This is a genomic window from Sphingomonas sp. Sph1(2015), from assembly GCF_001970915.1.
Classification (GTDB): domain Bacteria; phylum Pseudomonadota; class Alphaproteobacteria; order Sphingomonadales; family Sphingomonadaceae; genus Sphingomonas; species Sphingomonas parapaucimobilis.
Genome location: NZ_MQUI01000015.1, coordinates 1 through 11,141 on the forward strand (window position 1 = coordinate 1; position 11,141 = coordinate 11,141).

Annotated in this window: 10 protein-coding genes and 1 tRNA gene; 3 read left to right on the forward strand and 8 right to left on the reverse strand. The window is 66.1% G+C overall.

The features are described 5' to 3' along the window. Positions 1-54 precede the first annotated feature (54 nt). The 8 genes from obgE to hspQ form a co-directional block, all read right to left on the reverse strand. Positions 55-1,104: a GTPase ObgE gene (gene obgE / locus BSZ14_RS08125; RefSeq protein ID WP_042486015.1), complete on the reverse strand. Its 1,050-nt coding sequence runs from the start codon at positions 1,102-1,104 to the stop codon at positions 55-57. A 61-nt stretch (positions 1,105-1,165) separates the two neighbouring features. After that, positions 1,166-2,737: a pilus assembly protein TadG-related protein gene (locus BSZ14_RS08130; protein ID WP_206744333.1), complete on the reverse strand. Its 1,572-nt coding sequence runs from the start codon at positions 2,735-2,737 to the stop codon at positions 1,166-1,168. 32 nt (positions 2,738-2,769) lie between these two features. Beyond that, positions 2,770-3,201: a TadE/TadG family type IV pilus assembly protein gene (locus tag BSZ14_RS08135; protein ID WP_076710546.1), complete on the reverse strand. Its 432-nt coding sequence runs from the start codon at positions 3,199-3,201 to the stop codon at positions 2,770-2,772. A gap of 93 nt (positions 3,202-3,294) precedes the next feature. Then, complete coding sequence (locus BSZ14_RS19300; RefSeq protein WP_139330381.1) at positions 3,295-3,588, reverse strand: hypothetical protein; 294 nt, start codon at positions 3,586-3,588, stop codon at positions 3,295-3,297. Between the two features lie 198 nt (positions 3,589-3,786). Further along, a complete protein-coding gene (locus tag BSZ14_RS08140; protein WP_198930479.1) occupies positions 3,787-4,335 on the reverse strand; it encodes a GNAT family N-acetyltransferase in 549 nt (182 codons plus the stop codon). A 180-nt stretch (positions 4,336-4,515) separates the two neighbouring features. Beyond that, on the reverse strand, positions 4,516-4,782 hold the full coding sequence (gene rpmA, locus BSZ14_RS08145; RefSeq protein WP_042486007.1) for a 50S ribosomal protein L27: 267 nt from the start codon (positions 4,780-4,782) through the stop codon (positions 4,516-4,518). Between the two features lie 43 nt (positions 4,783-4,825). Beyond that, positions 4,826-5,125, reverse strand: coding sequence for a 50S ribosomal protein L21 (rplU, locus tag BSZ14_RS08150; RefSeq protein ID WP_007405484.1), 300 nt, complete (start codon positions 5,123-5,125; stop codon positions 4,826-4,828). A gap of 147 nt (positions 5,126-5,272) precedes the next feature. Further along, positions 5,273-5,653 carry a heat shock protein HspQ gene (gene hspQ, locus BSZ14_RS08155; RefSeq protein ID WP_042486005.1) on the reverse strand — a complete coding sequence of 127 codons (381 nt, stop codon included), beginning with the start codon at positions 5,651-5,653 and terminating at the stop codon, positions 5,273-5,275. Between the two features lie 127 nt (positions 5,654-5,780). On the opposite strand from hspQ, the gene BSZ14_RS08160 reads away from it, so the two are divergent. From BSZ14_RS08160 to BSZ14_RS08170, 3 genes are all read left to right on the forward strand, one after another. Continuing rightward, a tRNA-Ser gene (locus BSZ14_RS08160) sits at positions 5,781-5,870 on the forward strand. Between the two features lie 613 nt (positions 5,871-6,483). Continuing rightward, a complete protein-coding gene (locus BSZ14_RS08165) occupies positions 6,484-8,112 on the forward strand; it encodes a hypothetical protein (RefSeq protein WP_076710548.1) in 1,629 nt (542 codons plus the stop codon). A gap of 112 nt (positions 8,113-8,224) precedes the next feature. Beyond that, positions 8,225-11,062 (forward strand): TonB-dependent receptor domain-containing protein, encoded by a 2,838-nt coding sequence (locus BSZ14_RS08170; protein ID WP_076710549.1) that lies wholly within the window; start codon positions 8,225-8,227, stop codon positions 11,060-11,062. Positions 11,063-11,141: the final 79 nt, after the last annotated feature.

The following is an 11,141-nucleotide window of genomic DNA, read 5'->3' on the forward strand; positions in this document are numbered from 1 at the left end:
GCGGGAGGGGGTGGGGGAGGGCAGGGTGTCTCACCGAGCCGCCCGCCCGACGCATCAGGCCAGCGGCGACCACGTGATCTCGTCCTCGCCCTGGTCATTCTCCGGCACCGCATCGGCCCCCGGACCCATCTGCTCCAGCAACTTGTCGAGGACCCAGTCGACGCCGATGCCCGCCGCGCCCGACAGCGGGATCACGTCTGCGCCGCTCGCCTCGGCCAGTTCGGCCGACAGCGCCTCGATCAGCTCGTCGTCGAGCGTGTCGATCTTGTTGAGCGCGATGATGTGCGGCTTGTCGATCAGGCCCGCGCCATAGGCCTCCAGCTCGTCGCGCACGATGCGGTAGCTTTCGGCCACGTCCGCGTCATTGGCGTCGACCAGATGCAGCAGCACGCGGCACCGCTCGATATGCCCCAGAAAGCGGTCGCCGATCCCCGCCCCGTCCGCGGCCCCTTCGATCAGGCCGGGAATGTCGGCGACCACGAACTCACGCTCGCGATGCCGCACCACGCCCAGCTGCGGCCGGGTGGTGGTGAAGGCATAGGCGCCGACCTTGGCCTGCGCGTTGGTCACGGCATTGATGAAGGTCGACTTGCCCGCATTGGGCAGGCCGACAAGCCCAGCATCGGCCAGCAGCTTCAGGCGCAGCCAGACCCAGGCCTCCTCGCTGGGCCAGCCGGTGCCGTGCTGGCGCGGCGCGCGGTTGGTCGAGGTCTTGTAGGTGGCGTTGCCGCGCCCGCCGTCGCCACCGCGCAGGAACACCTCGCGCTGGCCGACCTTGGTGAAGTCGAGCAGCACCTCCTCCTTGTCCTCGGACAGGACCTGGGTGCCGACCGGCACCTTGATGACCAGATCGTCGCCGCCGCCGCCGGTGCGGTTCGAACCCGACCCGCCATGCCCGCGCGGCGCCCGGAAATGCTGGGTATAGCGAAAGTCGATCAGGGTGTTCAGGCCTGCGACGGCCTCGAAGACGATGTCGCCGCCCTTGCCGCCGTTGCCGCCGTCGGGGCCGCCATATTCGATGAACTTTTCACGGCGGAAGGATACGGCGCCGGGGCCGCCCGCGCCGGAACGGACGAAAATCTTGGCCTGATCGAGAAAATGCATGGCGTCGCCTTTACCGCTGACCGCGCCGACTGACCAGCCCGGCCTTTTATGGCGGGGACGATCAGGCGACCAGCGTGGCCGCGCCGCATCGCACGCCGTTGACCGTCACATCCGCCTGGCCGACATGCAAGCCCAGCAACCCGGTCAGATCGCCGATCAGCGTGTCGAGTATGGGGGCGACCGGCGTCAGCGCCGCCCCGACGATCCCGGTCAGCCCCGACAGGTCGAACCCCTCCAGCCGCAACGTCACCTGCCGGATCAGCGACGCGGCGACCCCGCGCACCGCCGAATTGGCGGTGACCGTCTTGGTCGTCCGCTGGCTGATGTCGCCCCGGTCGAAACGGACCTGCTGCCATGCGCTGTCGCTCGCCAGATCGAGCCTGGCATAACCCCAGACCCGCGCCAGCACCGCCTGGCCTAGCACGGTCTGGCCCGTGATGGGCGAACGGCTCATATCGTCGAAGCGGCTCCGGTCGACCTGCGCGATGGCCAGCGTGCCGGGGGAGGGCAGGGCGTCGATCGTCACCGTCTGTGCGGGGCCGGCGCAGGAGACACCGCTCAACCGGGCCTGGGCCGCCGCGGTTTCGACGAAGATCGGCAGGCGGATATTGGCGAGCACGGGCACGCCGATATCCGTGTCGATCAGGAATCGTTGCTGCGCGGTCCGCACGACGGTCGAGCCGTCCTGTGTCACCGCCAGCCAGGGCGTGCCGGCCGGGCGTTCGCCGACAGCGACCAGTATCCTGGTCGACAGCAGCCCCATGACCGAACCGCCCAGGTTCAGCGCGACCTGTCGCTGCCCGTTGGCAACCGACAGCGATTCGCGCAGGATCGAATAGGCGTCGATCCCGATCAGGTCGCGCGACGGCGCCTTGGTCGCATTGCCCAGCGGTCCCAGATCGATCAGCCGGGTCAGCGGGACCCTCGACCCCGGTACGCGCAGCGCCATCCGGCGCAACACGCCGGCTGCATCCGGCTTGCCGGTCGCATCGGCCATGGCGCCAAGCACCTGCGGCAGCGTGACGTCGGCGGCCAGGATCCTGTCGAAGCTCGCGCCCGTCAGGCCGATCTTGGTGCCCAGCCCCTGGAGCATGGGCAGCAGGTCGACCTGGGCGCCCACCAGAGCCTGGTAATCGCCGATCGACAGCGACAGGTCGCTGCCCGCCAGTCCGTTAAGCAACGCACCGGGCAATCCGCCGGACACATTGACCAACCGGGTGCCGACCGAAAAGGCCGCCATGTCGATCCGCCGCGCCACCGCCCTGGCGGACACCGGCGCGGTGTTACGCCCGGTAAGCACCCGTCCGAAGAACAGCGGGACCGGGCGGCTGAGCGCGACACGCAACGCTCCGGCATCGGCGCCCGGCACGAATCGGTCCTGCGGCGCGATCGCGGCGTCCGCGCGGTAGCGACCCGGCGTGATGGTGCTGGTCACGTCGCCCAGCCCATTGGCGGCGAGCAGACGACGAATCGCTTCATCGCGCCGATCGGGGCTGGAGGAGGCCGCCGCCAAAGCGGCCTGGTCGGCGATGCCCTGCAACCGGCGCTGCGACAGGGTCAGCATGCCGACATCGACGCCGAATGCGGAAAAGCCGATCAGCGCCATGGTCATGATCGCGGTCAGGATGCTCACCGCGCCGCGCCGATCCCCCCGCAACCTGCGCATCACAATCCGCCGACCATCGCGATACCCTTGGCGGTCATGGTGCGCCCCGGGGAGGGAATGAAGGGCAGGTTGAGCAGCGGATCGGACGTGGCGTCGTAGCGGATCGACACCGTGATCATATTGTCGACCTCGACCGCGTCCACCTGCCCTCGGCTGCTGCGCAGGATGCCGGTCGAGTCGATCATGCGTCTGGCGGTGTCGATGGCGATGCCCTTGCGCTCATTGACGCTCATGCCCGCCAATGCGGCGCGGGCGGCGTCGTTCGCGGCCTGCTGGACCAGATGCGCGGTCAGGAAATACTCGCCGAAGCTGACGATCCCCATCAGCATCGCCAGCAGGATCGGTAGCACCAGCGCGAATTCGATCAGCGCCGCGCCGCGCCGGTCATGCAGCGGCAGGGGCCGGGCCAGACGGGGACGACGGCGCCACACGGATCGGGCGATGGAACAGGACACCGAAGGTTTGCCTCCCTGCGGCAGAATGAACGTCTGCCGACATAGAACGCTGAATTTCTTATCGATCGGTTACCATGTCGGATCGACGACCAATTTCGCCTCGATAATATAGATCAGTGTCCAAAGTGGATCAATAGATGGGGTCCCTTGTTCTGGTTTCGACCGATTTGAGCATGACGACGGCGTGACGGTGTAACCTAATGGCGGGTGCTGCGACTCGCGCCCTGTGGTTGCGATACTCGGATTGGCTGAAAATGAATTTGGATGGATGGCGGCAAAGGTCGGATATTGCAGAGAATAATTGATCGCGATACGCCCCGAGCGCGCGCTCCATCGACATTGTGGCGCACGATTCTCGTCCATTCCCCTTGCCCTTCGAAAAGGACGTGGGCGCAGCATCGGATTGATGGGCTTTGGCCGACTTTGTCACGCATATCGGGACGGGCGGGGATCACGTCCGCGCCATAGCATGGTGACGCCGCGCGGGGACGCAGCGACCTGGCCGTTCCTGCTAGGCCCGAATCCCTCCCTTCATGGGCAGGAATTCGGGCATCGCATCACTCAGGCGGCCAGCGGCATCGCGGAATTTCGCTCGACTTCCAGGTCCAGCGCATAATGGAGGCTGGGCGACAGCGTGTCGCGCCCGGCCGAGGCACGGGCCATGCGGTGGCCGGAGGGGCGGAAGCCGAGCTTGGTCAGCACGCGGCCCGAGGCGGGGTTGTCGGCGAAGTGCCACGCCCCGAGTCGCGCGATGGGCAGGGCATGGCGCGCCATGGCGATGACCGCATGGCCCGCTTCGGTCGCATAGCCGCGACCCCAGGCCGAAGGCGTCAGCCAATAGCCGAGTTCATGGCCTGTATCGCCTGCGATGATCGCGATTCCGCCGATCAGCTCGGGCGCGCCGCCGTGATCCAGCGCGGTGATCAGGAATTGCGGTTCGGTCGGGCCGCAGGGCCGGGCCAGCCACTGTTCGGCATCGCCGATGGTATAGGGATAGGGGACACGCGCCGCCATGCGGGCGACGGCTTCATGGCCGATGGCCCGGGTCAGGGCGGCGGCATCTTCCGGCCAGGCGGGCCGTAACAACAATCTTGGGGTCCGCGCGAACATCACTCGACAACTCCTCGTCGCGTCGGGCGCTTGCCACACGCCCATGACGGGACGGCGACACTGGCCCAAACGGTGGAGGGAGCATGAAAAAAGGGAGCCGGGGTGACCCGTCTCCCTTTTTTGCTGGTTCCTGCGCGGAACCCGGGTCACCCTGGTGGGCAACCCGGCGCGGTTGCCCGATTATTCGGCCGCTGCGGCCAGTTCGACCGAGCAGAATTTACGGCCGAGCTTACCTTCGTGGAACGCGACGCGGCCATCGACGAGCGCGAACAGGGTATGGTCCTTGCCCATGCCCACGTTGCGACCCGGATAGAACTTCGTGCCCCGCTGACGCACGAGGATGTTGCCAGCGATGGCTTCCTGGCCACCGAACTTCTTCACGCCAAGGCGACGGCCGGCCGAATCACGACCGTTACGCGACGAACCGCCTGCTTTCTTATGTGCCATTGCGAACTACTCCTGGATTTCGTTGGGGTGGCGCGGCTGAAATTCAGGCGCCGACCGACACGATCTTCAGGATCGTGTGCTGCTGACGGTGGCCGTTGCGACGACGATAGTTGTGGCGACGGCGCTTCTTGAAGACGATGACCTTGTCGGCCTTCGCCTGAGCGATGATCTCGGCGGCGACCGTGATGCCGTCGACGGCCTTCAGCTCCGAGCCTTCGCCCGCCAGCAGAACGTCACCCAGCGTCACCGACGCGCCGGCTTCGCCCTCGATCTTTTCGACGACGATCTTATCTCCGGCGGCGACGCGATACTGCTTGCCGCCCGTGCGCACGACTGCGAACATGGCTGTTATCACTTCCCAAATACATGGCTCCCGCGCGGGAACGCCCGTCGGGAAAGAACGGCCAGCTAGGCAAAGGTGGCCGGATTGTCAACCGGGGATTCGCATTTTCGGGCCTTCGACCGGCCCCGCCCGCATGCCCGAAAGGCCTTAATGCCGGTGTTCGCGCTTCAGCAGATAGCGGCCATCGGCATAGCCGGTGAACAGGCCCGCAATGGCGGGGTGCTCGATCGGTTCGTCGCTGTCGTCGTGCAGCAGGTTCTGCTGGCTGACATAGGCGACATAGCTCGATTCGGCATTCTCGGCGAGCAGGTGGTAAAAGGGCTGGTCCTTGGCCGGGCGGATCTGTTCGGGAATGGCGTCATACCATTCGTCGCTATTGGCGAAGACGGGGTCGACGTCGAAAATGACGCCGCGAATATCGAACATGCGATGCCGCACGACATCCCCGATCGCGAACCGCGCGGTCGCGATCATCGGAGCCTCCACGTCCAGGCGCGAGGTGAGGGGGAGGGTGTCGGTCAGGTCCATGCCCCATGATTTAATGTCTTTGTCGCGCCGCACAAGTTTAGGCGCTTGCAATGCGCAAAAAGCTGATCTAACAGCGCGCCTCCAATCGATCAGCCCCGGCGGTTTCCCACCGCCCGGACGTCCTCGCGGAGAGGTGGCAGAGTGGTCGAATGCACCGCACTCGAAATGCGGCGTACCGGCAACGGTACCGAGGGTTCGAATCCCTCCCTCTCCGCCACTTACTGACGATCGCCCCGGATGCACCGGGCAAATTCCCCCGGCCGGCATGGACAGCCTAGAACGTTCGGCGTCGGCCTGTGCGATACGCTGTCGATCGTCGTCGGGTTTGCGTGGGGAGCTGCGGCCATAGAGCGCACGCGCCGCGTCGCGCCTGAGTCTGCGTAGACCAGTATAATCAGGTCGGCATGGAAGGACGGGATGCGCCGAAGCGAAGATCCCCGCCGACATGACGTTCGAGTGACGGGGTTCGATTGGCGGGCCAAGGGACGCCCCGTTCATTCCGTAGTGACACAGTGCCTGAACGGGGCGCCGAGGACGTGCGGAAGCTCGACCTCGCACGCCCAGTAACGTGCTTTGGTGACAAAAGCTGCGCCTTCCTTTGCGCCGTACAAAAATAAAGCCTTCGGGAAGGGCCGTGGCGACCTGTCCGATGGGTGCCGATGTCACGGAAATGACTTGGATATGTCACGAAAGTTTCTCCCAAAATGCATCTTCGCGTCATGAGACGCGCCTAACGCCCGGGCAGGGATCGACAGGGGGACTTGTCTTGAGTCGGTCATCGGGCGGCGTTCGCCCGGCTTAGTAACGATAAGATCGGGAGTTTTTCGGCGATGGGCAGCTTCAAGCGCTTCGGCCTCATTCTCATGACCAGCTCGGCCTGTGCCGCCCTTTCCGCATGCGGTGGCGCCGACAGCGTCGCCTCGCCGGGGGCGGGCAACGTCGTGATCGTACAGCCCCAGCCGACCCCGGCCCCGTCGCCCACGGCGACGCCGACCGCCAACATCACTGCCGCGCAGTTCGCCGCCGTGACCAAGGTCAACGACGTGACGATCACCGCCGACGAGCAGCTGGCGATCGTCAATGCAGGCACGAACAACAACGTCAACGGCACCGGCGGTGCGCTGAACGGCATCTATCCGACCAGCAGCACCTCGCTGGTGACCGCGACCGATCCGTCGACGCTGAACAGCTTCTACACCTCGACCAACTATGTCGGCGCGCTGAACGGCCCGTCGGACACCGCCTTCCAGGGCTGGACCTGCAACTCGACCTCGGCCGAATTCGGCGGCTCGGGGGCGCGCTGCACCGCGGTTCCGTCGATCGGCACCTATGCCGCCGCGACCTCGGTCTGCCCGACCGGCACCACCGATGACGGCACCAACAGCTCGTCCTCGCCGACGCTGCGCTATTGCCGCCTGCCGCAGACCATCACCGCCGACCTGACGCTGCCGAAGATCGCCGGTGTCGTGTACCGCCTGCGCGGCCAGACCGAAGTCGGCACCGATCTGGGGTCGACCGGCGGCACCGGCGTCACGCTGACCATCGCGCCGGGCGTCGTGGTCGCGGCGGACTCGTCGGAGGCGACCAACGACCTGCTGCTCGTCAATCGCGGCTCGAAGATTTCGGCGGTCGGCACCCGCGATGCCCCGATCGTCTTCACCTCGCAGCAGAATCTGGCGAACAACGGCGTGTCCGACGCCAGCCAGGGCCAGTGGGGCGGCATCATCCTGCTCGGCCGCGCGCCGACCGCCGTATGCGCCACCGGCACCGGCCCGAACAACGCATCGGGTTCGTCGACCACCTGCCAGCTGGCGATCGAGGGCGTGACGGGGCGCTTCTATGGCGGTGCGAACCAGACCGACTCGTCGGGCCAGATGTCCTATGTCCAGATCCGCTATTCGGGCATCGCCATTTCGGACGGCAACGAGCTGCAGGGCCTGACCCTGGGCGGCACCGGTTCGGGCACGGTCCTGGATCATATCCAGAGTCACAACTCGGCCGATGACGGCATCGAGATCTTCGGCGGCACGTCGAACCTGAAATATATCGCGATCACCGGCGCGGACGATGACGGCTTCGACATCGACAATGGCTATCGCGGCTTCATGCAGTTCCTGATCGCGGCGCAGCGGACGATCGGCGCGACGGCGGACAGCTTCTCGACCGAGATCGACTCGAACAATGCCGAGGATTTGCTGCCGCGCACCTTCGGTCGTTACGCCAACTTCACCTTCGTCCAGACCGCGCTCGCGCCCGCCGCGATCCGTCTGCGCGGCGGTGCCGACATGACCTTCATCAACGGCATCGTGAAGGCGCCGTCGAATGTCGCCTGTATCAACCTGATCGCGGGCGAGGGTTCGGGTTCGGGCCGCACCACGATCCGCGCCGCCGACTCCTCGCTGCAGGATGTCGGGCCGCCGGTCTTCACCTCGGTCTATTTCAGCTGCAACGGCCGCTAAGGCCCCGCTGACCATGCGTCCGGCACCGTTCGGGCGCTCTCGGCAGGCCGGGGTGGCGAACATCGCCGCCCCGGCTTTCCTCCATAAGATATTCATACGGGATGACCCGGCCATGCAGCGACGCCTCGCTTATGCCTCCCTCCTTCTGCTGACCTCGCAACTCGTCGCGCCTGCCCTGCTGGCGCAGACGGCGGGCGGGGCGACGCCTGCGCCGACGCAGACCAGCACCACCGCGACCAGCCCCGACGGGCAGGCGACGCCGCAGAGCCAGACCCCGACCGGCCAGGACGGCCAGGCGGCGGACGAGCCGGTCGAGATTTCCGCGCCCGGCGTCGATGCCACGGCGGGCAACGAGATCGTCGTGGTTGGCCGCAACATCCCCAACACCATCCGCGCCACGCCGCAGATCGTCTCGGTCCTGTCCGCCGCCGACATCGCGCGCACGGGCGAGGGCGACATTGCGGGCGCGCTGACCCGCGTCACCGGCCTGTCGGTCGTCGGTGGCGGCTTCGTCTATGTCCGGGGTCTGGGCGACCGCTATTCCTCGTCGCTGCTCAACGGCTCGCCGCTGCCCAGCCCTGAGCCGCTGCGCCGTTCGGTCCCGCTCGACATCTTCCCGACCACCATCGTCGGCTCGGCGCTGGTCCAGAAGACCTATTCGGTCAACTATCCCGGCGAGTTCGGCGGCGGCGTCATCAACCTGACGACCAAGGCGATCCCGGCGAAGAACTTCATCTCGGGCGGCTTCACCGTCGCGGCCGACGATGCGACGACCAGCGAGCTGGGCTATACCTATGCGGGCGGCGATGCCGACTGGCTGGGCTATGACGACGGCACGCGCGGCGTCCCGCAATTCGTGCGCGACGTGCAGGCGGGTAAGGGCTCGGGCATCGTCCCCGCGTCGCAGGTGCTGGGTCTGTCCAACGCCTCGACCACCCTGCTCCAGCGCAACAACCAGTTGCCCGCCAATCTGTCGGGCGAGCTGTCGGCGGGGTCGGTGTTCGACATCGGCAGCGACCGTCTGGGCGTGATCTCGTCGCTGTCGCTCTCCAACACCTTCCGCACCCGCTCGGCGATCCAGCAGGACTCGGTGTCGGCGGACGGCACGATCCGCAACGATTTCCGCACGCTGCTGACCGACAACCGCATCGTCGCCAACGCGCTGGTCGGCCTGGGCTATGAGTTCGGTGACAATACGGTGCGCTGGACCAACGTCTATATCCACGACACGCTGAAGCAGGCGCGCGGCTCGGCGGCGGAGGTCTACAACAATGCCAGCGGGCTTCGCTTCCAGCAGAACACCAACTGGTTCGAGCGCCAGCTGATCGAAAGCCAGCTGGTCGGCGAGTTCAAGCTGACCGACGCGTTGAAGTTCGACGCGCGCGGCGCCTTCGCCAATTCGAAGCGCAACGCGCCCTATGAGCGCCAGTTCGACTATCTGTGCTCGGGCCGCACGACCACCGGCCTGCCTATCAGCTATGACGGCGCGAATGGTGCGGGCGGTTTCCAGTGCAACGGCGCCTATCAGGTGACGCAGCGCTTCACGCCCTTCGCCTCGATCATCTTCTCGGAACTGAACGAAAATCTGTGGACCGGCCAGGCGGACCTTTCCTACAAGATCGATGGCGATCGCCCGATCACGCTGAGCACCGGCTATTTCTACCAGGGCACCGACCGCTATTCGAGCCGTATCCAGTTCAACTACCAGACCAGCGACGGGGCGGGCACCGCACCGGGCTTTCCGTACAATCTCTACCGCCCCGATTACCTGTTGAGCCCGGACGTCATCAACAATGCCTGTCCGTTGCGCGGGCAGGGGGCCTGTACGCTCCAGCTGCAATTCTCGACGCAAGCCGGTGCCTATGCGTACGACGCCAAGCTGAACGTCCATGCCGGTTACGTCCAGGCCGAGGCGGAGGTCGCCAACGGCCTGCGCGCGGTGGCGGGTGTCCGCTACGAGACGGCGGTCGAGACGGTGACCCCGGTGCAGAGCGCGACGACGCGGCTGAAGAACGATTACTTCCTCCCCGCGGGCACGCTGACCTGGAATTTCGCCGCCGACATGCAGCTGCGCGCGAGCGGCGCCAAGACCATCTCGCGACCGCAGTTCCGCGAATTGGCGCCGCAGCAGTTCCGCGACCCGGACTCGGATCGCCTGTTCTTCGGTAATCCGAACCTGCGCGACAGCGAGTTGTGGAACCTCGAAGCGCGCTACGAATGGTTCTACGCGCGCGACCAGCGCTTCACCCTGGCGGGCTTCTACAAGCGGATCAAGAATCCGATCGAGCAGGTCGGTTTCTATACCGGCGCGGACGATCGGTTGCAGACGGGCTTTACCTATCTGCCTTCGGCGACCCTGTACGGCGCGGAAGTCGAGCTGCAGAAATATGTGCCGCTGGCCGGGATCGGCGACTTCTTCGCCACTCGTCGCCTCGTCGCGATCGCGAACTACACCTACACCAAGTCGAAGATCAACGCGGACGCGTCCTGCGTGCCCAACCCGGCGGCGGCGCAGGGCTCGCCGGGGCTGGCAGGCTGCGCCTCGGGCTTCGGCCCGGCGCGGCTGCTGTTCCGCGACGGCGCGTCGCTGACCGGCCAGTCGGACCATCTGGTCAATCTGCAACTGGGGGTCGAGGATACGGCGGCGCTGTCGCAGATCACGCTGCTGTTCAACTATGCCAGCAACCGCGTGACCAATCGCGGCCCGTCCAACCTGTCGGGTACGGGTTTCCAGCCCGACATCGTCGAAGTGCCCGGCATCCGCCTCGACCTCGTGGCGCGCCAGGGCTTCGAGTTGATGGGCGGCAAGTTCGAACTGAAGGCCGAGGCCCGCAACCTGACCCGCACGCGCTACAATGAGCGGCAGGATTTCGGTAATGGCCGGTTCGTGTATTTGAACCGGTATAATCTGGGTCGTGTGTTCTCGCTGGGGATCAGCACGACCTTCTGATTTTTGGGGTATGCAGGGGGCCGTCATCCGGGAGTGTCCGGGTGGCGGCCTTTTCGTTTTTGGTGCGGGAGGGGCGTGG

What these genes read in the sequence shown, in the direction of transcription:
- obgE (WP_042486015.1), bottom strand. Translation starts at nt 1,104, where the DNA reads ATGCATTTTCTCGATCAGGCCAAGATTTTCGTCCGTTCCGGCGCGGGC.
- BSZ14_RS19300 (WP_139330381.1), bottom strand. Translation starts at nt 3,588, where the DNA reads ATGGACGAGAATCGTGCGCCACAATGTCGATGGAGCGCGCGCTCGGGG.
- BSZ14_RS08140 (WP_198930479.1), bottom strand. Translation starts at nt 4,335, where the DNA reads ATGTTCGCGCGGACCCCAAGATTGTTGTTACGGCCCGCCTGGCCGGAA.
- rpmA (WP_042486007.1), bottom strand. Translation starts at nt 4,782, where the DNA reads ATGGCACATAAGAAAGCAGGCGGTTCGTCGCGTAACGGTCGTGATTCG.
- rplU (WP_007405484.1), bottom strand. Translation starts at nt 5,125, where the DNA reads ATGTTCGCAGTCGTGCGCACGGGCGGCAAGCAGTATCGCGTCGCCGCC.
- hspQ (WP_042486005.1), bottom strand. Translation starts at nt 5,653, where the DNA reads ATGGACCTGACCGACACCCTCCCCCTCACCTCGCGCCTGGACGTGGAG.
- BSZ14_RS08165 (WP_076710548.1), top strand. Translation starts at nt 6,484, where the DNA reads ATGGGCAGCTTCAAGCGCTTCGGCCTCATTCTCATGACCAGCTCGGCC.
- BSZ14_RS08170 (WP_076710549.1), top strand. Translation starts at nt 8,225, where the DNA reads ATGCAGCGACGCCTCGCTTATGCCTCCCTCCTTCTGCTGACCTCGCAA.